Genomic DNA, 24,685 nt, shown 5'->3' with positions numbered 1-24,685 from the left:
TTCTGAGCCAGGATCAAACTCTCCAGTTTAAAATGAAAACCGAAAGCTCGATTCTGTTTAACAAAAACAACTGACTTAAATAGACCCACAATGTGATTCGTCTACTATTTAGTTTTCAAAGACCAAGACCGCCGCTCGCTGCGACAGACTCAGCAATCTACACAAACAGGCCTTGAGAGTCAACAATAAATTATCAGGAATGTGTTTTTTTCTTGCACCCAGCCCGAAATCTGCGGAACATCGGGAGGTTAGCAGAGTGCCCTCGCCAAAGGGAGGCGGGACCCCTCTTACTGGCTCAGGCAACATTGAACTGACACCGGGGATCGAGTTGGCTATACTGCGGCGATGTCAAATCTCGCTTTCACCCTGATCATCATCTCTGCCGTGATGCATGCCATCTGGAATCTCCTCGTTAAGCAGAGCCACCACAAGACGGTATTCATATGGTGGATGTTCCTCATGTCATCTACCCTGTTCACCCTGACACTGCCCTTTGCGCCAGAGCAGTTTCACTGGCCAGAGCCCGGCACCCTCCTCATGGTCGTCATCGGTGCTGTCGCCTACGTCTTATATCATCTGCTGAATGGACGCGCCTACCGAGATGGAGACCTATCACTGATCTACCCTCTCTCGCAAACTTCCATGATCTATGTCCCAATCTGGGGAATGCTTCTCTTAGGTGAAAAGACCTCCCTATTGGGGGCCGCGGGAATTGTGCTGGTCATCTTGGGGACCTTCTCTCTCCAAATGCGCCACCCTTCCCTTTCGGAACTGACCAGGCCTTTCAGCGACCTTAGAAGCCCTTCCACCCGGGCTGCCCTCTCGGCTGGATTTATCTACTCCGTCGGTTCCATTGCCGAAAAGACCGGCGTAACCCACTATCCTCCCATCCATTTCACCTACTTCCTGATACTCTCAATGCTGCTTTTGATGACTGCCAATCTTGCTCGGCCCAAATATCGGAGCCTCATCGCCGCCGAATTGCGCGAGAACTGGAAACCAATTCTTTGGAGCGGACCGGTGGTAATGGCTTCTTTTCTCACCTTCCGCTATGGTTTGAACCTCTCGCCTGTTGGATATGCAGTACCGGTACGACAGGTGAGCATTATGGTGGGTGTGCTGGTAGGGATCGTTTGGCTGAGGGAAACCTGCGGGATGATGAGACTCGTCTCCGCCTCTGTAATTGTGGCCGGGGCCGTGCTGATCCGGTTTGGGTGAATCGCGGTTTGAAAAGGCAAGGCCCAGCGCGAACGGGTCGCGGCGGGCCTTGCGGGATTTTACGGATGCCGGGAAGGTCAGCGATGCATCATGCTGGTCACCTTTTTCCCCATACTGGTCATGCTTCCGGCTAAATCAGACACGCTGTCATTGAATCCCTGCACCATCTTCTCACCCGTGTTGGTCATGGACTTGCTGAAGCGGACGATGCGCTTGCGGCTTTTAGCCCCGGAGCAGGGAGCAAACAGCAGAGCCAAGCCGGCACCAACGACGCTACCTCCGAACAGTATCAAAGCGTTATTGACTTTGTGTGCCATGTGGCGCCTCCTTTCAGACTTTCTTACTACCAATTGTACTCCCTCACAGCCAGTACGGCCAATATGAAAATGGATGCCAGTGATTAGATGCTCCACAAAAAATGCCGGCACCACTTAAAGACGGTGCCGGCACTGAGGGGCGATGGTCTTCTGGAGCTCAGCAGTTGAGATCGAGGCAGGCGAGCATGCGGCTCTGCATCTTACGGACATGGTCAACAAGGCCGTTGGTACCTTCCAAGCAGTTACCGGTGCAGACTTCGTTGACGTGGCAGTAAAGCTCCTCGAGATCCCCGGTAGCAGCCTTTTCATCGACGTCCACCAACAGGAGGACCTTGATACCGATCAGCAGATTTTCCATCCTAAGCTTGGTCAGGATGTCGATCTTCGAAGATTTGAGCAGGCCGAGACACCTGTTAATGATCGTGAATTCTTTCATGATGGCACCTCCTGAGGGAGTTCCTAGGCACGCCCTTCTATATCCAATCTCCGTGCCAAGTTCATACCATCCTCACTTTGTGTCATTTCAAGGGGTTAGTACCGACAGCCTCCCTCCAGACTCGCAGTGGCCAATGTCCCCTTTTTTCCACCCAATTCCCCGTCCCTGGCCAACCGCCGTGAATTCGAGGAGTTAGTTAGTGGAAGTAAAAAAAGGAACTGTGATTTTTTTTACATCAGGGCAGGAGGCCCGGCAGGTGGAGGCCGACGGCAACAAAAAAAACGGCGCCGCAGGAAGCAGCGCCGGCCAGGGGGTAGAGGAGAGGTTAAATCAGCAGCCGAGATCGAGGCAGTCGGCCATGGAGCTGCGGAGCTTGCGGACGTACTCGAGGAGGCCGGAGACGCCTTCCGCGGTACCGCCGTTGCAGACGGCAGTGACCTTCTCGGAAAGCTCCTCGAGGTCGGGTGCAATGCTCTCTTCGAGGACTTCGGCGAGGAGAAGCATCTTGATTCCGATCAGCAGGTTCTCGATCCTGAGCTTGGTCATGACATCAATCCTGGAACCCTTGAGGATGACGAGGCATCTGTTGATCAGGTTATATTCTCTCATCGCCGTTTCCTCCCTGCACGTTCGGTGATCGCGGTGCACGACCATCACACTTCCAAACTCCGTGCCCAAAATAGGAGAAAATTATTTCAACGATTTAATCTACTTAGGGTGGCAGAAATAAAGACGCGTCCAAGACAGGAAAGGCAACAATTTCACCCCGCCAGCACCCTGTCAGGTATTTCACTACTACTGTCAAGGGTTTACAGAGGATCGGCAAAAAAACGAACTGTGAATTATTTTACATCCCGGCTACTCGAATTTCCGGTCGTCGAATATCCTCTTGGTCTTCCGCTCGGAGCGGGGCATGGTTCCGTGGTAGACCATCTCGACGTCACAGGAAACCAGCAGGGTATGCTTGATCCCGGATCGGATCCGCTTCTGGATCTGCTCATCGCCGATGCCACAGGGAACTTTTGCACGCTCGACCTTCACCACCATATAGTCCCGCCCTTCGGCATTATGGCCGAGGTGAACCTGATACTCGCTGCCAATCCCCTCGATGCCGTTCAACACTTCGTCGACCTGGCCGGGATAGATGTTAACTCCTCGGAAGATGACGACGTCATCCGAGCGTCCGAGGATTCGGTCATGGCGGGGAAGCGTGCAGCCGCAGGAGCAGGTTCCTTCGATGAGGCGAGTAAGGTCGCGGGATCGGTAGCGGATGAGGGGCGCTCCTTCCTTGCCGAGAGTGGTATAGACCATCTCGCCGACCTCGCCGGGAGCGACGGGCTGAAGGGTGTTGGGATCGAGGATCTCGAGGATGTAGTGGTCGGCCCAGTAATGAATGGCGCTTCCATGGCCACAGGAGAGACCGGTACCAGGTCCGTAGACCTCGGTGAGGCCGGTGATGTCGTAGATATCCGAGACCCCGAGGCATTCCCTCATGGTGGCCAGCATCGCGCTGGAACTTCGCTCTGCCCCAAGAATGATCTTTTTGAGGTTGAGCTTGTCCTTGAGTCCACGGTTGTGAACGGACTCGGCAAGGAGAAGGCCCATAGAGGCAGTGCAGCAAAACACAGTACTCTGGAGGTCGATCATCAGGCCGGTCTGGATATCGAGATTTCCGGGGCCAACCGGTATAGCCAGCGCACCGAAACGCTCGCAGGCTTGCTGGAACCCGACCCCTGCTGTCCAGAGGCCGTAGCCTACCGCGATCTGCACCCGGTCCTCCCGAGTCAGCCCGGCGAGTTCATAGCAGCGGGCAAACATCGTCTGCCAGTCGTCGATGTCTTTTTGGGTATAGCAGAGGACCTTCCTCTTGCCGGTGGTTCCGGAGGAGGCATGGATGCGGACCAGATCAGCGAAAGGAACCGAGCGCAGCGCAAAGGGGTAACCATCGGCAAGATCCTGGGCGGTCAAAAAGGGAAGACGCCGCAGGTCGTCGAGTGAGCCGATACAGTCCGGGGTCACGCCGGCCTCCTCCAAGCGTTGCCGGTAAAAAGAAGAATTGTCCCAGGCGTGACGCACCGTCCACCGAAGACCGGCCAACTGAAAGGCCTCGAGATCGGCGGGAGAAGCCTTGGCGGGAAACCGGGTCAGCATGCTCCATCCTCCTTGCCGCCCGCCTCCAACCCGGCCCGGAAGGCCGCCAGCGCGCGCGCGAGTTGCTTGTCTTTGCCGGCCATCTTGCGCCGGATTACCGCCTCCACCTCCTCGGCAGTGCAGAAAAGTGTGCCGGAATCCGCCAGGGCGCGCCCCAACACGATGAGGTTGACGGCCTGCGGATCCCCCAGAGCCAGTGCCAGTGAATCGGCATCGATGAGGGAAACAGGATGCCCGGCCACGTCCGCCAGCGACTGTTGCGCATTGGCCGCGACGGCACCTCCCTCCTTGAGGAAATGGAGGTGGAGTGCCACGGTTTCCGGCTTGAGGGAGAGGAGGGCGTCTGCCCGCCCCGGACGGACCAGCGGACTGGCGAAGGCCCCTACTTTAAGATGAGACACAACGATGCCTCCCCGCTGAGCCATCCCGTGGGTCTCGCTGGTAAGGACGGGGAGTCCCTTGGCGATGGCGGATTCGGCCAGCAGACGGGTGACGAAGAGGATCCCTTGCCCCCCTACCCCACAGATGATCAATTGCTGGTTCATGGAATCTCCTCCCGCACAATAGCCTTAAAGGCGCAGACGTCCAGACAGACCCCGCACCCGCTGCAGATCATCGGATCGACCGTTACCCGTTTCCCATCCGGCTCGAACCGCAGCGCAGGACACTCGAATTGGTCGATACAGACCCGGCATCCGGTGCAGGCGCTGGAAACGGTAGGCTGGCGCCGCTTCTGCTTGGGCACCGCGCGATCGACGAGGCACGGGCTTTTAGCGATCACCACCGCTACGCCCTGCTCCCGGGAGTAGGCGAGCGCCTTCTTCAGCAAAGCGGTGAACGCCGGCAGTTGCAGAGGGTCGGCCGTTTCCACGAAACCGACGCCGCATCCTTGAACGATCGATTCAATGTGGACAGCTCGTCCAGCCGGGCTCCCGTGGGCGGGGGTCGGCTGGTTACCGGTCATCGCAGTGGTGACGTTGTCCAGGATGACCAGCACGAAGCGGGCGCCTTGGGCGACCGCGTCGATCAGCGGGGGAATCCCGGCATGGAAAAAAGTGGAATCGCCGACGGTCGCGACGATATCCTTCCGCTGACCGGTGACCCGGTAGGATTGATAGAAGCCGGCGGCCTGGCTGATGGAAGCGCCCATGCAGAGGACGGTATCCACGCCACCGAGATTGATCCCGAGGGTGTAGCAGCCGATATCGCTGGGATAGATCCCCGCAGGAGCGGCCCGTTTGATGGCATAAAAGCTCGCCCGATGCGGACAGCCAGGGCAGAGCGTGGGGCGCCTTCCGCCCTGGGCCTGAACCGCAACCTGGACCGGCACGGTGAGCCCGGCAAATTCGGCAAGTAACCGCTCGACCACTTCCGGTAGGAGTTCCCCCGCCTCGGGGACCATCCCCGACAGTTTCCCCTTCACCTTGTGGCGGTCGCGGATCTGCATCTCGATAACGCCGACCGTCTCTTCCAGCACCAGTATCTCGTCGTATTCAGCCAGGAGAGAATCGACGAAGGAGGAGTGCAAGGGATACGGCTGGATGACCTGATGCAGGTTCATTTTGTCCCAGAGCTGGAGATCGGCAAAGAGTTCCTTCGCGTAGCTCGCAGCCGGGCCGGAAGCGACCACTGCGCGGCGGGATTTCACCTCGGGGTTGAGACAGCGGGGAGCAGTCGGCCCATAGGCGGCTATCTCAGCCAGCTTGCCGTTGAGTTCGAGGTGCAGCTGGTAGCGGAATTTCGGGGTCGCCGCCCATCGAGAGGGATCCTTTTTAAAAGAGGCGGTCCGCTCCAGCCGGGTGACGGGACGAAGCTCGATGTCTTGGCAGGCGTGGCAGACCCTGGTGGTGGGGCGGATCATAACCGGGATCCGGAAGCGCTCGGACAGCTCGAAAGCGACACCGGCGAGCTCCCGCGCCTCTTCAGGGGAGCCGGGATCGAGGACCGGGATTTTCGCCAGCATGGCCATCAGCCGGCTGTCCTGTTCGGTTTGGGAGGAATGGGGACCGGGATCGTCGGCGCTCACCACGACGAAACCGCCGACGACGCCGAGGTAGGCCGCACTCATGAGGGGATCGCTGGCCACGTTGAGCCCCACCTGCTTCATGGCCGTCGCCGCCCGCAGCCCCGTCTGGCTCGCCGTATAGGCGATCTCGAGGGCAACCTTCTCATTCACCGCCCACTCGACGTGCATCTCCACGGCTTCCGCTTGCTGCCAACTCTTCACCGACCCGAGAATTTCGGAAGCGGGAGTCCCCGGATAGGACGCGGCGACGACGCAGCCGCTCTCGACGAGCCCCCGGGCCAACGCCTCGTTCCCTTGCAGAAGTCTCTTCTGCAGCTTTTCAATTGCCATCTAGTACCTCGTTGTCCTTCAGTAGAAGTGCGGCATTTTCCCGCCGTAAGATCGTTATGTCAACCGTAAATGACAGAAATGACGGCCCAAGAAACCCGCCGGCCCGGCGGCGGCGACGGCCAATGAGTGCAGAAGGAGACCGGGAGGCAACGGACAAAGAGGGAGGAGAGGACGGCGAGAGCGATCGGCTCAGGATTGGGAACTGCCGGCGACGGATACAGCGTCCGGCGGCGGATACAGCCAGGAGGAGAACAAGGGAGCAGATGGCGGATCCCTATGCCCCTGGTAAAACACCTCTAATCTAGTCAAGACGGGAGGTACTACATGCCTCAGATAAAGTACGGCAGCACGGCACTCGTGCACTACTCAGTGCCGTTGAGGAACGGCAAGTCGGTGGAATCGACCGCCGGTGGCGGCCCGGTGCGTATCACGGTGGGTGCAGGCAAGGTAATAAGGGGATTGGAGGAAGCTCTGGAGGGGATGTCTCCGGGAGAAACCAGGCGGGTAACCATCCCGCCGGAGAAAGGGTACGGCCGCAGGAAAGGAGAAGTCGCCCACCACTCTTTCGACACCACTGCACCAGTGGGAAAAGCCCCGGGCGAACTGCAACGCCAAGTGGTGAATACCAGCTCGCCTGACGGGTTCTCGGTGGTGGTAACCGACAAGGGGGTGAAAGTGGACAGCAACCCTCACCTGGCCGGCCAAGACCTGGTCCTTGATATCGAGGTTATCGAGATCGAGAACACCTGAGAAAATCGGAACTCCACAGAAAAAGGGGGAAGCCGCGCACCGGCTTCCCCCTTTTCATTTGATTCCTAACCTTCTGCAGTCACCTGCGGCGCTCGTCCCGGAACTCCGGCCTTCCCTTCGCACGGCGATACTCGGGACGATGCCACCTTCCCCGGTACTCAGCCCGGTTGCGCATGTAGCGGCGGTATTCTACCTCCCGATAGTGCCGGATGTTGTCGATCCGGTACCGGTAGAAGGCAGGATAGCTTCTGCGGGGCGCGTAGACCCAGGGGCCGTTGTAGTAGGGGCTCCGGTACCAGCGCCCGCCGTAGAAATAGTAGTACTCGTTGCCGGTGTAGACGAGGTCGTAAGGGGTCCCGACCGCCACGTACATGTTCATGGACGGGTAGTACACGAACTGGGGAGCCTCGTTGAAGTAGATTTCCGGCGCAGGCTGATAGTACACCTCGTCATCGACCACGACGGGGGGCGGGGGATCCGTTACCACCTGCGGGGGCGAAACTGGAGCCGGCGCTACCGCTGGGGGTGGATCAGGAATCTCAACGGCAGGAGGAGCGGAGATCACTGGCGGCGGGGCGGGAGCAGCCACCGGCGGAGGGGGGGCTACCGGGGCCTGGGCAACCTTCCTCGGTTTCGTCCGGCGGACACCGGGAATCTGGTTACCGTAGGAGTACATACACTGCATATAAGCGTTATCGTACCTCCGCTGTACCTGGCGGGCACTCGCCGTCCCCTGATCGGACCCGATGGCGGAGCCGAAGAGTAGCCCGGTGGCAGCGCCAATTACTGCTCCGGTTCCGGCATGATGGGAGGCCGACCCGAGTGCGGCGCCGACTCCGGCACCGAGCGCGGTACCGGCGACCGCTCCGGTGGCGGTGTTTTTCTCGTAGGTTTCCTGGGCAGGCTGTCCTACCTGGCGATCGGCCCACTGGCGGCAGGCGTTGTCCTCGACCTGGAACTGCTCGAAGGACTTTCCGGGGGCCGGGAGCACGTTAACACTCGGCCCGGCCGGCATGGTCGCGCACCCCGCGGCGACGGCCAGAAACATGAAGGGGAACATCCTTCGCATGTATCTCATGGTGTCAGACAACCTCCTTGCTTACAGTGCCAACAATTCATGAGAGCGTAAACCAGGAGGCATCGGCATTTCAAGAGGTATTGCATTAGCAATGTTTTCACGACATTGCGTTAATTACCGAAGTACCATGTGGCGGGGTCCCCGGCAGTGGGAGATGAGAGGGAGACGGAGAGTGGAAAGGGAAGAGGCCGGTCAGATGCGATGGCGGCAGGCGGCGTGGCCGGCTACGAGTCGAGCACGGTCCTGATCTCCTTCAACAGGTCGACGGGAGAGAAGGGTTTTTGAATAATTTTAGGCAGCGAAGAAGCGCCCCTGGTATCGGCATAGTAGCCGCTGACCAGCAGGACCGGGGCGTCAGGGCTCATAAGCTTGATCTGGTTGTAAGCCTCCATGCCATTGAGAGCCGGCATCAGCATGTCCAGGATGGTGACGTGGATCTTGCCGGCGTGTTGCTTATAAAGTTCTACCGCCTCCTCTCCATTGCTGGCCATGAGGACGTTGTACCCGCAGCCGACCAGAAACTGGGCCAGCAACTCTCTCAACGCCTCCTCGTCATCGGCAAAGAGAATAGTTTCCGTCCCACGGTATGCTTCCTGGATATCTGTCAAGTAGGTCGCCATGTCGTTGAACACCCTCAGTATTTCAGCCTTGGCCGGGCATGGTGATTGTGGATGGTTGATCTCGAGTATCACCTCAACCTCGAGAAGGATATTGGAAACAGAAACACAGAGTGCATTGGCGAGGGCAAAGATCGAGATGAGGCTTGGCTGTTGTTTCCCCCCCTCGATGTTCGAGATGAAGGTCCTGTCCAGGTTGCTGGTCGCAGAAAGCTTTTCCTGAGACAGCCCTCGTTCTCTCCGTAGTCTGCGAATGACTACCCCAAATGCCTCTTCAATGGTCAACGAGAACTCCTTAAACTGTAGCCATAAGCAATGATCAAGATAATTTTACGGTTGTATATCAAATCTCACGCCAAAATGCTGCCGACTATTAGCTACATGAATTCCCCGACCAATGGGCGGGGCGGAGGTGCATCTACCTTATCGGCCTAATCGAGAGAGTCTTGACGACAAAGCAAACGGGGTGACGGTGACGAAGGTGGAGCGATGGCCGACGACGAGGGAAATTGCGAGGAACAGAGAAAGGCAGCAGGAGGGGGCCGCCCACAAAACCGAGGAGGACTTATCCAGGCTGCGATGAGGGGCGTGCCCCCCTGCGAGTTTCCCTCGAGCTCTTTTGCCCCGCTTCCGGCACCCAAAGCGCATCGCTTCGGCGGTCGCTTCTTTTAAAGAGAGAGGAAGCGAGCAGAATAACTGGCTGTGGCAGCTAATCTAAAACGATGACGACACACTCATTGCGTCACTTGATTTGGTATGATTGAGGCACCAAGCAGTTTGGGTACTATAGAGTGGTCTGTTGTAACATTATTGAAAATAAGTCCATCCAAAGGATGCAAAGCACAGGCAACCGTGGCTCGCAGCACCTCAGCGCATTGGCAACAACTCATAGTCGAGGTATTGCCGGCTTTAGATTGTAATAAATGACTTGGGCTTATATTATTACCTGCACGGAGGCGGCTCCTATCTCCTTGCCATGCTGACCTCGGCACCTCAGATTCACACCCTTGAGATTCACTATCGCAACCGCTTTCAGGGTCACGCTCGATGAACCAGAGACTCACCGCACTGCTAAAAGGTAGCGGGGACATTCTCCCCCTGCTTTTTTACATCTTCGTCACCGAACTGGCGATCATGGAACTCCTCTACCCGTTGTTTTCCGGATTAGGGGTGGTTCGCAGCGCCCTGGTCGACGCCGGCATCGTGGTGGTGATCGTGGCCCTCCCGCTCTGGCGGTTCTTCCAGCGGGTGGCCCCCGGGGAAGAGGACGATCTGGAAGGGAGCCGCCCGGCGATCATGCTTGGCAAGACCCTGGTCGCCATCTTCATGATCGAGTACCTGATGATGCTGCTCTTGCCGCATCTCCTCCCCAATGCCGCCCCACATACCGACTCCCTGGTGGACGCCTTGCTGACCGCCCTCTGCAGCGCGGCTCCGCTGTTGCGGTTTCTTTACCTGCAGAGAGTGCAACGATTGAAGTCTCCGCAGGTGGAGCCGTCGCTGCGCCTCTACATCCTCCTGCTCTGCACGATCTTCCTCTCGGATTTGAGCGAGGATATGCTCTTTCCCTTCTGGCCCGAGCGCCACACCCCTTCCAACAATGTAGTGGACGCCTTCGTGACCACGGTATGGGCGGCGCCGCTCTTCTGGTTGCTCGTGGTACGTCCGCTCAGGAGGGCGGCCCAGTCGGAGAAGAAACGGGTCAGCGCCGTCCACGCGCAGGTGGTGGAGCCGATCGTGACCGTCGATCCGCAGGGAAGCATCAGGACCTTCAACCCGGCTGCGGAAACCGTCTTCGGCTTCCGCGCCAAGGAGATGATCGGCGCCCAGGCCTCCTTGCTTTTCGCGGAGGGAGAAGCCGGCCTGGCCGACCTCTTCGCCTCCGCCACCGCCCTTCCCGGCCAAGCATCCCCCGCTTTCAACGAGGTCACCTGCCGGCGCCGTGACGGCGAGAGCCTCGTGATGGGGGTTTCCATCAGCGTGGTCCTCCTCGAAGGGAGCCCGGAATTTCTCCTCATCATGCGCGACATCACCACCAGCAGGAGGATGGAGCAGGCTCTGCGCGACAGCGAACAGCGCTTCCGCGACATCTTCGATCAGTCCGAGGACGCCATCCTGTTCTTCCGGCCCGGGGGGAGCGACATTGTCGATCTCAACGCCAAGACCGAGTCGACCTTCGGTTACGGCAGGAGAGAGCTTTTGGAGGGGGGGCTCGCGCAGATCGTGATGCCTGAGGATCTGGCCGCCGTCGCCGCCGCCATCGGCACCATAGGCGAGGTGGTTGACGTGAGGCAGGATTTCGCCGGCAGACGCAAGAACGGTGAGGCCATCGTCGTGTCGCTGCGCGGCAAGGTGATGGCCCTGCAGGACGGGCCGGTTACCTACTGCACCCTGCGTGACATAACGGAAAGGGTCCGCATGGATGAAAAGTCCCGCGAAATCCAGGCCAAGCTGATCGAGACCAACAAGATGACCTCGCTTGGGCTGCTGGTTTCGGGCGTGGCACACGAGATAAACAACCCGAACAATTTCATCATGGCCAATTCCGAGCTGCTGGAGAAGGTCCTGGCCGACACCCTCAAGGTGGTCGCCGAGTACCGCGAGGAGCATCCGGACGAGGAGCTCTACCTGGCGGGGATACCCTCCGGGGAGCTGGCCGAGCATTCGATGCGCCTCGTGCGGGGGATCGTCGACGGGTCGCGCCGGGTGAACGACATCGTGAACAACCTGAAGGACTTCGCCCGCTACGAGCGCCGCACGGAGAAGCGCGACCTGGACCTGAACCAGGTGGCGCGGGCCGCCGTCTCGCTGCTCAATCACGAGTTGACCAAGTACACCCACCATTTCAACCTCGAACTTTGCGATCCGCTCCCCCCGGTCAAGGGGCATGCCCAGCAGTTGGGGCAGGTGATCATCAACCTGCTCATGAACGCCTGCCAGGCCCTTCCCAGCTGCGACCGCGGCATCTGGCTCAGCACCCTTTTCGACCAAAGCGACAACATGGTCAGGATCGTGGTACGGGACGAGGGATGCGGCATTTCCCGGGAGGGGAGCCAGAGGATCCTGGAGCCGTTTTTCACCACCAAGCTCGACAAGGGGGGGACCGGGCTCGGGCTGGCCATCAGCGAGTCGATCGTGAGGGAGCACGGCGGACAACTCGAATTCTCGTCCGAGCCGGGAAGGGGAACGACCTTCTCCGTAGGCCTTCCCGCCGCCGGCCAGGCCGGTTAGGGATTACCGGGTGCGCCCCCCGACCGAAAAAAGGAGCGATCCAGACATGAAACTGACCATGGATTCCCGCAAGGTGCTCGTGGTGGACGACGAGGAGCACATCCTTTCCACCTGTAAGCTCAACCTCCAGATCAAAGGGGTCGGCGAAGTGCTGACCGTGAGCGACAGCCGCCAGGTGCTGCCGCTTCTGGCCGCCGAGCCGGTGACCGTCATGGTGCTCGACCTCGCCATGCCGCACCTCTCCGGATTGGAGCTGTTGCCGACCGTGGTGCGCGATTACCCGCACATTCCGGTCATCGTGATGACCGCCAACGACGAGATCGAGACGGTGGTGGAGTGCATGAAGCTCGGCGCCTTCGACTACCTCGTCAAGCCGGTCAAAAGCGAGCGCCTGGTTTTGACCGTGCAGAAGGCCCTCGAGGTCTGCTCGCTCTCCCGGGAGATCTCGTCCCTCAAGCGCCGCCTGCTGAGCGACAACCTGGACCATCCCTCCGCCTTCGCCTCGATCATCACCCGCAACCGGAAAATGCGGGCGATGTTCCAGTACATCGAGGTGGTGGCCCCCACCCCCCAGCCGGTCATCATCACCGGCGAGACCGGGGTGGGAAAGGAGCTGGTGGCGCGGGCGATCCACCACCTGAGCGGCCGCAAGGGGGAGTTCGTCGCCGTCGATGCCGCGGGGCTGGACGACGACATGTTCTCCGACGTCCTTTTCGGGCACCGAAGGGGCGCCTACTCGGGAGCTGATCAGCAAAGGGAAGGGCTGGTGGCCCGCGCCGCGGGAGGCACCCTTTTCCTGGACGAGATCGGCGACCTGCACGAGACCTCCCAGATAAAGCTGCTGCGCCTTATCCAGGAACGGGAGTACTACCCGGGAGGGTCGGATCTCGCCAGGAGGACCGACGCCCACTTCGTGCTCGCCACCAATCGGGACCTCAAGCAGCGGATCGCCGAAGGGAAGTTCCGAAACGACCTCTACTACCGGCTCTTCGGCCACCACGTGGAGATCCTGCCGCTGCGCGAGCGCCCCGAAGACCTCCCCCTGCTGCTGAACCACTTCATCGCGCTTGAGGCCAAGGGGCTCGGCATCGCCCCCCCGGAGTACCCTAAAGAGCTGGTCCCCTTGCTCGCGGGCTACCCCTTCCCCGGCAACGTGCGGGAACTGCAGGGGCTCGTGAGCGATGCGGTTCCCCGCAGCAGGTCCGGACAGCTGTCGCTGGAGCCCTTCGAGAAGGCGGTCGCCTCGGCCCCCTCCCCGCATCCGCAAGCGCCCGCGAAAGGGAGCTCGGACGAGGAGTCGCTGCACAGCAAAGTGGATCGGATATGGGGGCACTTCCCGACCCTGCGCGAAGCCCAGGAACTCCTGATCAACGCCGCGCTGCAGGAGGCCAATGGCAATACCGCAAGCGCCGCCGCCATGCTCGGCGTGAAGCGGAAATCCGTCTATGAACTGCTCTACACCAGGAAGAAAGAGAACTAGAGGAGGCGCCTCCCACCGTCTCCCCGAAAATCCCTCCGCATAACCACCACGTTTCCGCCCCTTCCCCCCCCTCGACTCCGCCTGTGCGGCCGGTGCCCTCGCGCCGCACGGACGCTCGCGTCTTGCCCGGCAGCGCAGGCTCACACCGCCCCGTGGCGACCGTTATCCAAAAAGTAGCCAAACTCGGGGGTGCGTCCGGAATTCGGCAACGCTTCGCCTCGGGAACGGGGGGGGAAGGGGTTCCCCAGCCCCCCGTTCCCGGCCAGCACCGCAGCAAAAGCGACCACCATCCGGCCCGCCCGTAGCCGCGCCCGTCCCTTCAGCCCGCCCCCCGCCTGCCCCGCAAACGAAATTAAATAATAAAGTCGTTTACTTGCAGCTACTACACTCCACCGAGGGCCTGCGGCCGCGCCCCTGCCCGCGGAATGGTTCGTCTCCCTCATGAGGGGTTGGCATGTCCTATGCTAATTAGCAAAGTAAACTGACCGGCGATGCAGTTAGCGGTTAACCCCGCCGGTCCTATGGAGGAAGGTCATGGAAAAAATGAATCAGATGCTCATCAGATTGCAGACGATGCTCCTGAACAACCAGAAGGGAGCGACGATGGTTGAATACGCCATGATGGTTGCGCTTATCGCAGTCATAGCCCTTACCGCGGTGTCGCTGGTGGGAACCAACGTGACGGCCACCTTCAACTCGATTGCCGCCAAACTGTAAGGCCGGCAGTCGACCGCTCGCCAAGAGAGAAGAACAAACCTGCGGTACCTCATCCACCTGACCCTTCCGGGGACCGCAGTCGGTTTAACGGGTCGTAACCACGACGTGATTGATGGACCTGCGATGGAGGAAGGGCGGCGAGCCGCTCTTCCTCCAAGCAAATTTGGGCAGCGATAAAGGCAACGTCATGAAACCCAACAATCGAAAAAAATGCATCAATCAAGACGGGATCGCACTGGTGGAAATGGCCTTGCTGCTCCCGGTATTGCTCCTCATTCTCTTCGGCATAGCCGAGTTCGGCCGGGCACTTTACATGGAGAACACCCTCACCAACGCGGCCCGGGAAGGAGCCCGCCTGGCTTCGACCAGCACCACCGATCCGCTGAACGTCGCCGCGCTGCAAAGCTACGTCAAAGGGTACATACCGTTTGACCAGACGGGAATCGTCATCAACATAACCCCCACGACTCTGCTCAAGCACGGGGTCGACACCGTAACGGTGGTCGTCAACCTGCCTTTCCAGAGTGCGGTCCCCCTGATCAGCCAACTGAGCAACGTAACGCTGCAGGGGCAGGCCTCCATGCTCTACGAGTAAGGGGAAAAGGAGACGCAGCCGGTCTCCGGAGGACCTCATCATGACCAGACCACGCACCTTGACCATCGTCACCCTCTCCGCGCTGCTATTGGCGAGCTGCGCGGCCCTGCTCGCCTATAGCTTCCTCACCAAGCAGACCGGCAAGCCGTACCAGGGGGTCCCCACCGTTTCCGCGGCGGAAGATCTTCCCATCGGCTCCCGGCTGGACGCCTCCCGGGTCAAGCTCGCCAACTGGCCCAAGGATTCCCTCCCTCCCGGGAGCTACCGGGACCCCAAGGCGGTCGCCGGACGGGTGCTGGTTCGCCCCCTGGGCGCCGGCGACATCGTGACCGAGAACAAACTGATGCCGCTCAACGTCGCGGGGGGGGTGATGACCTACCTGGTTCCCCAGGGGCACCGGGCGGTGACGGTGGCCGTCAACGAGGTGGCCGGGGTGGCGGGGTTCGTCGCTCCCAACAGCAGGGTCGACGTGGTGCTGACCACCCCGCGCCCGTGGATCAAGGACGATCCGGAGAACATCAGCAAGATCATCCTCCAGAACATCCCGGTGCTGGCAACCGGACAGGTCACCGAACAGAAGGAAGGTAAGGCCGCGCTGGTCCCCACCGTCACCCTCGACCTCCTCCCGCCGGATGCCGAAAAGCTGATCGTGGGCGCCAAGAAGGGGACCCTCCAGCTTTTACTGAGAAACGTCATCGACGTCGCCGCCACCGACACCACCGGGGCCACCCTGTCCAAAGCCCTGGGGACCGCGACGGTGCAGGCGCGCCCTCCCAAGACGATCAGCCGCGCGGCCGCACCCCACAGGATGGCGGCCGCACCGATCAAAGCGGCGACGCCCCCACCGCAACCGATGTTCACCGTGGAGATCATCAAGGGGGGGGCGAAGAGCGCCCGGGAATTCGCCCAGCAGTGACCCCTCCCCCCCTTGATGGGGAGGGCGGCCTGCTCGCGGCCATACGATGAAAGGGATATTCATTTTCGCGAGGTGACAGGATGAAACCGTTATCGGCAACCATAAAGAATCTCTGCAGGCTCCTGGCGCTGGCGGCGCTCCTGCTACCCCCCGGCCTGGCCCGGGCCGGCATCGCCACCGAGGTCTTCCTCAACAAGAGCGTGCTGGTCAACCTGCATACCAAGTCCCAACGCGTCTCCATCGCCGCCCCCGAGATCGCGGAGCTGGTGGTCATCTCCCCCACCCAGCTGCAGATAAACGGCAAGAAGATAGGCTCCACCTCGCTGATCGTCTGGGAGGTGGGGGGGAAGACCTCCTTCTTCGACATCCAGGTCAAGGGAGACGCGGCCCTCCTGGAGAGCCGCATCCAGGAGATGGCCCCCAAGGACAGCATCCGGGTGGAGTTCGTGAACGACACCCTGCTGCTCTCCGGTAAGGCGGCCAACGAGCAGACGGTGGACAAGGCGGTCCAGATCGCCCGGGCCTACGTCTCCTCGAGCGCAGGCTCCGAGGCGAAAGCTCCCGCCGATGCCCCCCTGGATGCCACCATCTCCTACCAGGCAGCGGGCGAGCGCTCCGACCGTGAGGCCGGGGGAGGAAGCGGCAGGCAGGGGATCAAGGTGCTGAACCAGATCCAGATCGACGACCCCCAGCAGGTGCTTTTGGAGGTCAAGGTGGCCCAGGTGGACAAGAGCGCCCTGAAATCCTTAGGGGTGAGCGCCTTCATCCGGGGGGCGAGCGCCGAGGGATTCAGCAACATGGTGGGGGCCCCGTCGGGGCAGCTGACCATCTTGAACCCGGACGGCTCGGTCAAGTCGCAGGCCACCGGGCTCGCCGGCCCCATTCCGGGGCTCGCCAGCATCCAACCTCTCGACCCGTACCAGCTCGGGGTTTCACTCTTCAAGCCGGGGTTGAGCACGGTACTGAAGGCGCTGGTCACCAAGAACCTGGCCAAGGTGCTGGCCGAGCCGAACCTCCTGGTTAAGAGCGGGCAGACCGGTAAATTCCTGGCCGGCAGCAAGATCCCCTTCTCCTACGTTTCCGGGGTGGGGTCGCTCTCCACCACCTCCATCCAGTTCATCGACGTCGGCGTGAAGCTCAACTTCAAACCGGAGGTGCTGGAGAGCGGGCTCATCTCGCTCAAGATCGATCCCGCCGAGGTGAGCAGCATCACCGGCACCCTGGCGGTCAACGGCTACCCGATCATCGACACCCGCGAGGTACGCACCCAGGTACAGCTCAAGGATGGAGAGAGCCTGGTGCTCGCCGGGCTTTTGCAGGAGGAGAGCATCAAGGTCATGTCCAAGATGCCGATCCTCGGCGACATCCCGATCCTGGGCGCCCTGTTCCGCTCCACCCAGGACAACAAGACCGAGAAGGAACTGGTCTTCTTCATCACCCCGCGGATCGTGAAAGCCAATGCTCCGGGAACCAAGCCTGCCCTTCCCACCGACAAGCCGATCACCCCCGAGCAGGAAAGGGAGCTGCAATGGATACCTCTCTTCAACTAACGGTATGCCGAAACCAGAAGGGGTTGGCGCTCGTTTTCGTTGCCATCTCCCTGGTGGTCCTGCTCGGCTTCCTGGGACTGGCGGTGGACACCGCCCGCCTCTTCAAGGTGCGTAACGAGCTGCAAAACGCCGCCGACGCGGCGGCCCTCAAGGGTGGATGGTATCTCTACACGAGGCCTACCGCCCCGGGAAGCTCCCCCACCCTGCAATGGAGCGTGGCGCTGGCCAAGGCCCAGGAGCTCGCCAACAGCTCGGACAACCAGGCACTGGCAAACGCCACGGCGAGCGTCGGCTACTGGAACCTCCTCTGGGACAACACCCAGCCGCACGACCTGCAGCCGACCACCATGATCCCCACCACCAACGACGTGCCGGCGGTCAAGGTGGCGGTCGGCAAGTCGGGAGCCAACAACGGCGGGCCGGTCACGAGCTTCTTCATGCAGCTCTTCGGGAAGGCCTCGGTGCCGGTCGATTCCCTGCCGGCGGTGGCGATCTCGGGACATCCCGGCACCATCGCCGCCGGAAACCTCTTCCCGCTGGCGCTCTCCAACTGCATGACCAACCAGTACTTCGCCCAGAGCCCGCTCCCCGAGCCGCCGACCACAATCGTCATCAACTCGGCCTACTCCTCGGGGGGCTCTTCCTGCTACTCGGGGCAGTGGACCTCGTTCCAGACCAACGCCAACGACGTCTCCACCATCCAGGGGTTCATCAACTCCGGCAACAGCTCCCCCATTGAGACGGGAGACAGCATCTGGATCGAGCCAGGGGTCAAGAACTCCATCTACAACTACGTGAGCGGCTGGCTCCCGAGCGGCGGCAAGGACGTGCTGATGGCGGTGGTCGACAACTCCACCAACAACCTCTCCTCCAAGGGGGAGATTGCCGTCACCGGGTTCGCCACCTTCCACATCGACGGGGCGAACAACGGCAGCAACCCCAACGTCTTCGGCCACTTCGTCGACTTTTCCGTCACCGCCCCCGGATCCCGGCCCGGCGGTGGTTCCTCCAACTCGGTGACGCTACCGATCCTGGTGCAGTGAGGCCCTCCATGAAACCGCACATGACCGCAGTTCTCATCGACAGCGACCCGGGCTCCGCCAGCAGGATAGCCGAGGCGCTCAAGGGGTTCGAGGGGGGAGTGCAGCTACTTGGAGTGGCCGGCTCCCTGCAGGAGGGGATGCCGGTGATCCTGGCCGACGCCCCGCACATCATCATCCTCGAAGTGAACGATGTCGAGCGGGGAAGCCGGGAGATCGAGTCCCTCCTCTCCCGCTCGCCGTCGAGCACCATTTTCGTGACCTGCCGCGAGAGTAGCCCAGCCTGGATCCTCCGGCTGATCAGGGCCGGAGCCGGCGAATACCTGACCGCCCCGGTCTCCGCCGGCGAACTGGTGGACGCGGTGCGGAAGGTGGCCCGGCAGCACGCCCTGAAAAGCGACCAGGCCGGCAAGCGGGGAGAGGTGATCTCCGTGTACAACCCCTCCGGCGGGGTGGGAACCACCACCATCGCGGTCAACCTGGCGGCCACCCTGGCCGGCCGGGGGCACCACACGGCGCTCGTCGACCTGAACCTCTTCAGCGGGGATGTCGGCGCCTTCCTGGACCTGGCCCCCCCCTACACCCTGGCGAGCGTGATCCCCAAGATGGGGGAGGTGGATATCAGCTTCCTGCGGAGCATCGTCGTCCCCCACCCAAGCGGCGTGCAGGTGCTGGACGGCCCGGCCGAACTGGCGGAGGCCAACCGCATCCGCCCCGAGCTGATCCTGGAGGTCCTCGCGCTGCTGCGCGGCGTCTTCGACTTCATCATCCTGGACACCGGAGGGCAGCCGTTCGGCTGCAACCTAGCCGCCTTCGACCAGTCGGACCAGGTCCTCTTCGCCACCCTCCTGAACCTCCCCGCGCTCAGAAACGCCAAACGGTACCTGGAGACGCTGGCCGGGGAGGGGTTCGGCCCGGAAAGGGTGAGCGTGGTGATGAACCGGCAGACCTCCGGCGACGACATCAAGCTCTCCGACGCCGAGAAGGTGCTGAGAACCGGCATCCGCCACCTCCTCCCCAACTGCTACGCGGAAGCGAGGAACTCCATCAACAAAGGGGTGCCGCTCGTGCAGCTGTATCCCAAATCACCCTTCACCAGGGCGATGGACCAGCTGGTCGGCCGGCTGCACCCTGAAAGCGGCCCAAGCGGCCGGCCGGCCCACTAGGAGGAATCTCCCATGACATTCTCTGACCATTTCACAGGGCGGTCGCTGGACCGCAGGCCCCTTTCCTTCCAGGAACTGAAAACCCGCATCCACCGCCTGCTCATCGAACGGATCGACCTCTCCAAGCTCGACCTCCTGCGCTCCGGCGAGTTGGAGCACGAGATCGGCGTGGTGATCGAGAGGCTGATCGGCGAGGAGGGGGTTCCGCTCAGCCACCAAGAGAAAGAGAGGCTCGTGGCCGAGGTGCAGGACGAAACCTTCGGCCTGGGGCCGATCCAGCCCCTTTTGAGCTCCCCCGACATCTCGGACATCCTGGTCAACAACTACGCGAGCACCTACGTGGAGCGGCACGGCAAGCTCGAGAAGACCGACATCGTCTTTCGCGACAACGCCCACCTCATGCAGATCATCGAACGGATCGTCACCGGGGTGGGGAGAAGGATCGACGAGTCCTCCCCCTTCGTGGACGCTCGCCTGGCCGACGGCTCCCGGGTGAATGCCATCATCCCCCCGCTGGCCCTTGACGGCCCGGTTCTCTCCATCCGCCGCTTCGGCCTGGAGGCCCTCAAGATGGCGGATCTTCTCGCGCTCAAGACCATCGAGCCGCGGATAGCCAAGCTGATCGAGGGGGCGGTCAAGTCGCGGCTCAACATCCTGATCTGCGGGGGAACCGGAACCGGCAAAACCACCCTCTTGAACGTGATCTCCGAGTTTATCCCGGAGAACGAGCGGATCATCACCATCGAGGATTCGGCCGAGCTGCAACTGAAGCAGGACCACGTCGTACGGCTGGAGACCCGTCCCCCCAACATCGAGGGAAGCGGCGAGATCACCCAGCGCGACCTGGTGAGAAACGCGCTCCGCATGCGCCCCAACCGGATCATCCTCGGCGAGGTGCGCGGCGGCGAGGCCCTGGACATGCTGCAGGCCATGAACACCGGCCACGACGGCTCCATCTCCACCATCCACGCCAACACCGTGCGCGACGCCATGTCCCGCCTGGCCACCATGGTCATGATGGCCGGCATGGATCTGCCGGACCGGGCCATCAGGGAGCAGATCTCCTCGGCCATCAACATCATCATCCACCTGGTGCGCTTCCCCGACGGGACGCGGAGGGTCGTCAAGCTCTCGGAGATCACCGGGATGGAGGCCAACACCATCACCATGCAGGATATCTTCTGCTTCGTGCAAAGCGGGGTGGGGCCCGACGGGCAGGTGATCGGCGAGTTCCGGGCCACCGGCGTAAGGCCCCGCTTCGCCGAGCGCCTCAAAACCTACGGCTTCGTTTTGCCGCCGGACATCTTCGAGGGGAGGGAATAGCGATGATCGCCACCGTGCTCTCCATATTCGGCGCCGTCTTCCTCGGCGCCTTCGCCCTCTTTTTCACCGCCGAGGGCTTCAGGCATTCCCTGGAGCTCAAACGCAGGGTAAGCCGGCTCGCCTCGGCACCCGCCGCAGGAGGCGGGGGGGCGGCCGGGCAGGATCTCTGGCAGGAGTCCGGGAGCTTCGAACGGCTCCTCGCCCGCCTGCCGTTCGCTTCGGCGGTACAGGAGCGGCTCGCCTTCTCCGGCGTGCGGCTCACCATCTTCCGCTTCCTTCTGCTGACCGGTGCCCTCTCGGTCACCGGCTTCGTGGTCGGCTACGCGTGGAAAGGAGGGATTCTGCTGCCGCTTTCCGTGGCCGCGGCGCTGCTCATCGCCCCCTTCATCTACCTCGGGCACAAGAAAAGGGAGCGGAGCGCCCGCTTCGCCGAGCAGCTTCCCGAGGCGCTCACCATGGTGGCCCGTTCGCTGAGGGCCGGCCATTCGCTTGCCGCGGCGGTGGAACTGGTCGGCCAGGAACTGCCGGAGCCGGCGGGGGGCCTGTTCAAGCTCGCCTACGAGCAGCAGAAACTCGGGCTCAGGATCACCGACGCCCTGCGCTCTTTGAGCGGCAGGATCGACAGCGTCGATTACGAGTTCTTCGTCACCATCATCAGGATCAACATCGAAACGGGGGGGAACCTCGCCGAGATCCTGGAAAAGCTCGCCGAGACCATCCGGTCGCGGCTGCAGATCCGGCGCCAGGTCCAGGTCTATACTGCGGAGGGGCGCGTCTCGGGTTACGTGCTGGTGGCCATGCCGGTGGTGGTGTTCGCCCTTTTCTACCTGCTGCGCCCAAGCTACATGAACGTTTTCTTCACCCAGCGCATCTGCCAGCTCATCCTGGGGGCCGCCGCGCTCGGCCAGGTCGTCGGCTTCCTGATGATCAGGAAGATCATCGACATACGCATCTAAGGGGGATACCACCATGCTCGCCCTGATCGTCCTATCCGTTTTCGGCTCCGTGGCACTCATTTCAGGCGCGGCGCTTTACCCTTTACTCTCCCGGGAGGACCTGCTCAGGGGAAGGGTCGCCAAGTTGATGCCGCATGACAAGGAGGGGCCGGTACTGATAGCCGCTCCCACCGGATGGCAGACCCTGCTCGGCAGGATCGGCTCGCTGCGGCAGTTGAACCCCACCGAGATACGCCGGTACCGGGAGATCGTCACCGCGGCCGGTTTCAGGAAGGAAGCGGTCTACGTCTTCGTAGGGGCCAAGCTCCTCTGCGCCGTCCTGCTGCCGGCGGGGTACCTCCTCCTTCCCGCGGGTCACCTCCTTTTCAGTGCAGCTCCCCGCGGTGCGACTTCGGGAGGGCTCACCCTCCTGATAACGATCTGCGCAGCCATCGGGGGGTACCTCCTTCCGACCGCCTGGCTCAGCCACCTGGCGGAAACCCGCAAGACCACCATCTTCCACGCGCTCCCCGACGTCCTGGACCTGCTGACCGTCTGCGTGGAGGCGGGGATCAGCCTGGACGCCGCCCTGATCAAGACCACCGACAACTTCCAGCACAAAAACTGCCCGCTGATCGACGAGCTCAACAGGGTGATCCTGGAGATACGGGCCGGGCGCGAGCGCTCGGAGGCGCTCAAGGGGCTGGCGGAGAGGACCGCGGTGGACGACATCAGGTCGCTGGTCGCCATGCTGGTCCAGACCGAGAGGTTCGGCACCAGCCTGGGGAAAACCTTGCGGGCCTTCGCGGATTCGCTGCGGATCAAGAGACGGCAGATCGCCGAGGAAAAGGCCGCCAAGACGGCGGTGAAGATGCTCTTCCCGCTGACCTTCTTCGTCTTCCCGGCCATGATGGTGGTCATGCTGGTGCCGGCCTTCGTCCAGATCTACGCCATGTTCAAGAAATGACCGCACGCTAGTGGGTTTACGCCATGGTCGACCACATTTTGCTCCACAATAAGGCGAACCGTTTCGAAATGGCAGCGGCCGTCTGCTCCTCGCTTGCCTTTCATCTCTGGGTGGTCGTCATCCTGCTGACCACCTCCGCCTTCGACCTGGTGGCAGGTTCCTCGGCACGGTTCGACTTCCTCTGGGTCGAACCGACCTCCCTGCCGGCGGCGTCCGCTCCTGCCGGCGTGCCCCCCGCAGTGAGCGCGCCTGCGGGTGAATCGGCGTCCCCCCTCCCCGGCCGCCGGCTCGCGCGGCCGCTCTCCCCGGAAAACGGCACGAGCCGGTTGGCGGAACCCACGGATCCGCCGGATGCGGCCGCCGAGCGGGGGTCCATAGTTTCCCTTTTGTCCGGCACGACTCCCGCGCCCCCGGGATACCTCCCTGGCGAGCCGGGTGCGCCGGTCCAAGCAGAGGCGCAAATGCCCGGCTTCAAAGCTTTCGCAGAACTGCCGGCCGCCCCCCTTCCCGCGCAGGGCGAGAGGACGCCCCCGTTGCCCAAGGAGAGCGACCCGCCGGTCGAAAAAGCGGAGCTGCCGCTTCCCGCGACCGCAGGGGTCCCGTCCGCAGCCAGGGAACAGGGAGACAGTCGGGCTCCGGTGATGCAGCGGGTGGGCGAGCCGGTGGGCTCCTCCGAAGGGGACGGCCAAAGCATGCAGGCTCCAAATCAGCTGACCCGCGACGGAACCGTCGGGGCAACGGCCTTAGCACAGCCCACCTCGCTTCCCTGGCCACAAGCCCCGGCGATCCGGCTGCCGATCATTCAACCTCAAGCCGCCCAGTCTCAAGCGGCACGGATTCAACCCGCTCAGTCTCAACCCGCTCAGTCTCAACCCGCTCAGTCTCAACCCGCTCAGTCTCAACCCGCTCAGTCTCAACCCGCTCAGTCTCAACCCGCTCAGGCTCAACCCGCTCAGGCTCAACCCGTTCAGGCTCAACCGACTCAGGCTCAAGCATCACAGTATCAAGCATCACAGCCTCGTGCCCTGCGGTCCCATGGCCCACAGTCTCCGCCCCCACAGCCACCAACCGCCCAGTCTCAAGCCGCCACAGCGCAACTCCAGTTCGCCGCGCCACCGCCGCAGCTGTCGTCCGCAGCGCCGAAGGTTCCGCTCCTGCCCCGGGATACGGAAGCCGCGAAGGTGGTTAGCCGTGCCGACGCTGACCGCAATGCCACCGGCGGTGTAATCCGGGAGGAGGCCACCACCAAGCCAGCCGAAAAACAACGGCAGGCCGGTGGGTTGGCCGTCGCCAGGCCACACGGCGATCTCAAGCTGGTCATCGCCGGCGATGTCAGGATGAGGCTGTCGGTCAAGTTCCGGGAGTACCCCAAGTCGCGCAGGAATCGGCCGTTGACCCGCTACGAGGCTCGGCAGGAGCGAAACGTGCTGCCGATCGTGACCCGGACCGCGGAAGGAAGCAGGGAAGCGGTGATCGAGAACACCCAGGAAGGGATCTACGTCTTCAGTGTGGAACCGGAAGAAGAGGCGGGAGCGAAGGCGACCTTCACCCTGAAGATCTTCGAAATGGCCGCCCGCGAGAGGACCAGGAAGTTCGGGGCCAGAACCATCACCGGACGGACGGTCCTCTTCAAAATCCTGATGCCGGATGCCATCCTTTGGGACGACGAATCCGCATTCACCGGAAGCCTGGAAGACTCGATAAGCGAAACCAAGTTCAACCCTGCTACCGGGCTTTATTGGAGAGAATTCAGAGATTAAGTTAACCCCGCTAACTACCTCAACAACAACACCTCCCTCAGCAGATCCATTAATACCAATCCATTCCACCTTTGATTCAATC

Annotated in this window: 24 protein-coding genes; 14 read left to right on the top strand and 10 right to left on the bottom strand. The window is 61.8% G+C overall.

What is annotated here, in order from left to right:
* The first annotated feature begins 345 nt into the window (after nt 1–345).
* Nucleotides 346–1,218, top strand: a complete 873-nt coding sequence (locus tag L4X63_RS20255) for an EamA family transporter (protein ID WP_250680473.1) — start codon at nt 346–348, stop codon at nt 1,216–1,218.
* A gap of 77 nt (nt 1,219–1,295) precedes the next feature.
* Here L4X63_RS20255 and L4X63_RS20250 read toward each other — a convergent pair whose 3' ends face one another.
* The 6 genes from L4X63_RS20250 to L4X63_RS20225 all read right to left on the bottom strand — a co-directional run bounded on the left by L4X63_RS20250 (nt 1,296) and on the right by L4X63_RS20225 (nt 6,478).
* Nucleotides 1,296–1,535, bottom strand: coding sequence for a YtxH domain-containing protein (locus tag L4X63_RS20250; RefSeq protein ID WP_250680472.1), 240 nt, complete (start codon nt 1,533–1,535; stop codon nt 1,296–1,298).
* A 157-nt stretch (nt 1,536–1,692) separates the two neighbouring features.
* Nucleotides 1,693–1,971 (bottom strand): hypothetical protein, encoded by a 279-nt coding sequence (locus L4X63_RS20245; RefSeq protein WP_250680471.1) that lies wholly within the window; start codon nt 1,969–1,971, stop codon nt 1,693–1,695.
* Between the two features lie 330 nt (nt 1,972–2,301).
* Nucleotides 2,302–2,580 carry a hypothetical protein gene (locus L4X63_RS20240; protein ID WP_250680470.1) on the bottom strand — a complete coding sequence of 93 codons (279 nt, stop codon included), beginning with the start codon at nt 2,578–2,580 and terminating at the stop codon, nt 2,302–2,304.
* Nucleotides 2,581–2,829: 249 nt separating this feature from the next.
* Nucleotides 2,830–4,122, bottom strand: a complete 1,293-nt coding sequence (locus L4X63_RS20235; protein WP_250680469.1) for a phenylacetate--CoA ligase — start codon at nt 4,120–4,122, stop codon at nt 2,830–2,832.
* Nucleotides 4,116–4,667 (bottom strand): indolepyruvate oxidoreductase subunit beta, encoded by a 552-nt coding sequence (locus L4X63_RS20230; protein WP_250680468.1) that lies wholly within the window; start codon nt 4,665–4,667, stop codon nt 4,116–4,118. Before L4X63_RS20230 ends, L4X63_RS20235 begins: the two co-directional genes overlap by 7 nt.
* Entirely contained in the window at nt 4,664–6,478 is a 1,815-nt protein-coding gene (locus L4X63_RS20225) for a thiamine pyrophosphate-dependent enzyme (RefSeq protein ID WP_250680467.1), read from the bottom strand. The genes L4X63_RS20230 and L4X63_RS20225 overlap by 4 nt, the downstream gene beginning before the upstream one ends.
* A 324-nt stretch (nt 6,479–6,802) precedes the next feature.
* Here L4X63_RS20225 and L4X63_RS20220 point away from each other — a divergent pair, with 324 nt between their 5' ends.
* Nucleotides 6,803–7,228, top strand: a complete 426-nt coding sequence (locus tag L4X63_RS20220; RefSeq protein ID WP_250680466.1) for an FKBP-type peptidyl-prolyl cis-trans isomerase — start codon at nt 6,803–6,805, stop codon at nt 7,226–7,228.
* A gap of 79 nt (nt 7,229–7,307) precedes the next feature.
* Here L4X63_RS20220 and L4X63_RS20215 read toward each other — a convergent pair whose 3' ends face one another.
* Complete coding sequence (locus tag L4X63_RS20215; RefSeq protein ID WP_250680465.1) at nt 7,308–8,306, bottom strand: glycine zipper family protein; 999 nt, start codon at nt 8,304–8,306, stop codon at nt 7,308–7,310.
* Between the two features lie 224 nt (nt 8,307–8,530).
* Entirely contained in the window at nt 8,531–9,208 is a 678-nt protein-coding gene (locus L4X63_RS20210) for a response regulator (RefSeq protein ID WP_250680464.1), read from the bottom strand.
* Between the two features lie 762 nt (nt 9,209–9,970).
* Between L4X63_RS20210 and L4X63_RS20205 the strand changes: the two genes are divergently transcribed.
* From L4X63_RS20205 to L4X63_RS20155, 11 genes are all read left to right on the top strand, one after another.
* A complete protein-coding gene (locus tag L4X63_RS20205) occupies nt 9,971–12,154 on the top strand; it encodes a PAS domain-containing sensor histidine kinase (RefSeq protein ID WP_250680463.1) in 2,184 nt (727 codons plus the stop codon).
* Nucleotides 12,155–12,200: 46 nt separating this feature from the next.
* Complete coding sequence (locus L4X63_RS20200) at nt 12,201–13,634, top strand: sigma-54-dependent transcriptional regulator (protein WP_250680462.1); 1,434 nt, start codon at nt 12,201–12,203, stop codon at nt 13,632–13,634.
* 552 nt (nt 13,635–14,186) lie between these two features.
* A complete protein-coding gene (locus tag L4X63_RS20195; RefSeq protein ID WP_250680461.1) occupies nt 14,187–14,351 on the top strand; it encodes a Flp family type IVb pilin in 165 nt (54 codons plus the stop codon).
* A gap of 187 nt (nt 14,352–14,538) precedes the next feature.
* Nucleotides 14,539–14,946: a TadE/TadG family type IV pilus assembly protein gene (locus L4X63_RS20190; protein WP_250680460.1), complete on the top strand. Its 408-nt coding sequence runs from the start codon at nt 14,539–14,541 to the stop codon at nt 14,944–14,946.
* A 40-nt stretch (nt 14,947–14,986) separates the two neighbouring features.
* Nucleotides 14,987–15,862 carry a Flp pilus assembly protein CpaB gene (gene cpaB / locus L4X63_RS20185; RefSeq protein ID WP_250680459.1) on the top strand — a complete coding sequence of 292 codons (876 nt, stop codon included), beginning with the start codon at nt 14,987–14,989 and terminating at the stop codon, nt 15,860–15,862.
* Nucleotides 15,863–15,942: 80 nt separating this feature from the next.
* A complete protein-coding gene (locus tag L4X63_RS20180) occupies nt 15,943–17,412 on the top strand; it encodes a type II and III secretion system protein family protein (RefSeq protein ID WP_250680458.1) in 1,470 nt (489 codons plus the stop codon).
* The gene (locus L4X63_RS20175; protein ID WP_250680457.1) at nt 17,391–18,455 is read left to right on the top strand and encodes a pilus assembly protein TadG-related protein; all 1,065 of its coding nucleotides are present in this window, start codon (nt 17,391–17,393) and stop codon (nt 18,453–18,455) included. The genes L4X63_RS20180 and L4X63_RS20175 overlap by 22 nt, the downstream gene beginning before the upstream one ends.
* An 8-nt stretch (nt 18,456–18,463) precedes the next feature.
* Entirely contained in the window at nt 18,464–19,618 is a 1,155-nt protein-coding gene (locus L4X63_RS20170) for a CpaE/TadZ family protein (protein WP_250680456.1), read from the top strand.
* Nucleotides 19,619–19,630: 12 nt separating this feature from the next.
* On the top strand, nt 19,631–20,941 hold the full coding sequence (locus L4X63_RS20165) for a TadA family conjugal transfer-associated ATPase (protein WP_250680455.1): 1,311 nt from the start codon (nt 19,631–19,633) through the stop codon (nt 20,939–20,941).
* A gap of 2 nt (nt 20,942–20,943) precedes the next feature.
* On the top strand, nt 20,944–21,897 hold the full coding sequence (locus tag L4X63_RS20160; protein ID WP_250680454.1) for a type II secretion system F family protein: 954 nt from the start codon (nt 20,944–20,946) through the stop codon (nt 21,895–21,897).
* Nucleotides 21,898–21,910: 13 nt separating this feature from the next.
* Complete coding sequence (locus L4X63_RS20155; protein ID WP_250680453.1) at nt 21,911–22,843, top strand: type II secretion system F family protein; 933 nt, start codon at nt 21,911–21,913, stop codon at nt 22,841–22,843.
* Nucleotides 22,844–22,943: 100 nt separating this feature from the next.
* Here the strand turns inward: L4X63_RS20155 and L4X63_RS20150 are convergent, their stop codons facing one another.
* Both L4X63_RS20150 and L4X63_RS20145 read right to left on the bottom strand, forming a co-directional pair.
* A complete protein-coding gene (locus L4X63_RS20150; RefSeq protein WP_250680452.1) occupies nt 22,944–23,219 on the bottom strand; it encodes a hypothetical protein in 276 nt (91 codons plus the stop codon).
* A gap of 422 nt (nt 23,220–23,641) precedes the next feature.
* Complete coding sequence (locus L4X63_RS20145) at nt 23,642–23,854, bottom strand: hypothetical protein (protein WP_250680451.1); 213 nt, start codon at nt 23,852–23,854, stop codon at nt 23,642–23,644.
* Nucleotides 23,855–24,024: 170 nt separating this feature from the next.
* Here L4X63_RS20145 and L4X63_RS20140 point away from each other — a divergent pair, with 170 nt between their 5' ends.
* Nucleotides 24,025–24,603, top strand: coding sequence for a hypothetical protein (locus L4X63_RS20140; protein ID WP_250680450.1), 579 nt, complete (start codon nt 24,025–24,027; stop codon nt 24,601–24,603).
* Nucleotides 24,604–24,685 lie beyond the last annotated feature (82 nt).

This window comes from Geomonas sp. Red32 (genome assembly GCF_023652955.1).
Classification (GTDB): domain Bacteria; phylum Desulfobacterota; class Desulfuromonadia; order Geobacterales; family Geobacteraceae; genus Geomonas.
This window is presented reverse-complemented; position numbering and strand designations above follow the sequence as displayed.

Coding starts and splice junctions, on each gene's coding strand:
- L4X63_RS20255 (WP_250680473.1), top strand. CDS start 346: ATGTCAAATCTCGCTTTCACCCTGATCATCATCTCTGCCGTGATGCAT.
- L4X63_RS20250 (WP_250680472.1), bottom strand. CDS start 1,535: ATGGCACACAAAGTCAATAACGCTTTGATACTGTTCGGAGGTAGCGTC.
- L4X63_RS20245 (WP_250680471.1), bottom strand. CDS start 1,971: ATGAAAGAATTCACGATCATTAACAGGTGTCTCGGCCTGCTCAAATCT.
- L4X63_RS20240 (WP_250680470.1), bottom strand. CDS start 2,580: ATGAGAGAATATAACCTGATCAACAGATGCCTCGTCATCCTCAAGGGT.
- L4X63_RS20235 (WP_250680469.1), bottom strand. CDS start 4,122: ATGCTGACCCGGTTTCCCGCCAAGGCTTCTCCCGCCGATCTCGAGGCC.
- L4X63_RS20230 (WP_250680468.1), bottom strand. CDS start 4,667: ATGAACCAGCAATTGATCATCTGTGGGGTAGGGGGGCAAGGGATCCTC.
- L4X63_RS20225 (WP_250680467.1), bottom strand. CDS start 6,478: ATGGCAATTGAAAAGCTGCAGAAGAGACTTCTGCAAGGGAACGAGGCG.
- L4X63_RS20220 (WP_250680466.1), top strand. CDS start 6,803: ATGCCTCAGATAAAGTACGGCAGCACGGCACTCGTGCACTACTCAGTG.
- L4X63_RS20215 (WP_250680465.1), bottom strand. CDS start 8,306: ATGAGATACATGCGAAGGATGTTCCCCTTCATGTTTCTGGCCGTCGCC.
- L4X63_RS20205 (WP_250680463.1), top strand. CDS start 9,971: ATGAACCAGAGACTCACCGCACTGCTAAAAGGTAGCGGGGACATTCTC.
- L4X63_RS20200 (WP_250680462.1), top strand. CDS start 12,201: ATGAAACTGACCATGGATTCCCGCAAGGTGCTCGTGGTGGACGACGAG.
- L4X63_RS20195 (WP_250680461.1), top strand. CDS start 14,187: ATGCTCATCAGATTGCAGACGATGCTCCTGAACAACCAGAAGGGAGCG.
- L4X63_RS20190 (WP_250680460.1), top strand. CDS start 14,539: ATGAAACCCAACAATCGAAAAAAATGCATCAATCAAGACGGGATCGCA.
- cpaB (WP_250680459.1), top strand. CDS start 14,987: ATGACCAGACCACGCACCTTGACCATCGTCACCCTCTCCGCGCTGCTA.
- L4X63_RS20180 (WP_250680458.1), top strand. CDS start 15,943: ATGAAACCGTTATCGGCAACCATAAAGAATCTCTGCAGGCTCCTGGCG.
- L4X63_RS20175 (WP_250680457.1), top strand. CDS start 17,391: ATGGATACCTCTCTTCAACTAACGGTATGCCGAAACCAGAAGGGGTTG.
- L4X63_RS20170 (WP_250680456.1), top strand. CDS start 18,464: ATGAAACCGCACATGACCGCAGTTCTCATCGACAGCGACCCGGGCTCC.
- L4X63_RS20165 (WP_250680455.1), top strand. CDS start 19,631: ATGACATTCTCTGACCATTTCACAGGGCGGTCGCTGGACCGCAGGCCC.
- L4X63_RS20160 (WP_250680454.1), top strand. CDS start 20,944: ATGATCGCCACCGTGCTCTCCATATTCGGCGCCGTCTTCCTCGGCGCC.
- L4X63_RS20155 (WP_250680453.1), top strand. CDS start 21,911: ATGCTCGCCCTGATCGTCCTATCCGTTTTCGGCTCCGTGGCACTCATT.
- L4X63_RS20150 (WP_250680452.1), bottom strand. CDS start 23,219: ATGGACCCCCGCTCGGCGGCCGCATCCGGCGGATCCGTGGGTTCCGCC.
- L4X63_RS20145 (WP_250680451.1), bottom strand. CDS start 23,854: ATGCTTGATACTGTGATGCTTGAGCCTGAGTCGGTTGAGCCTGAACGG.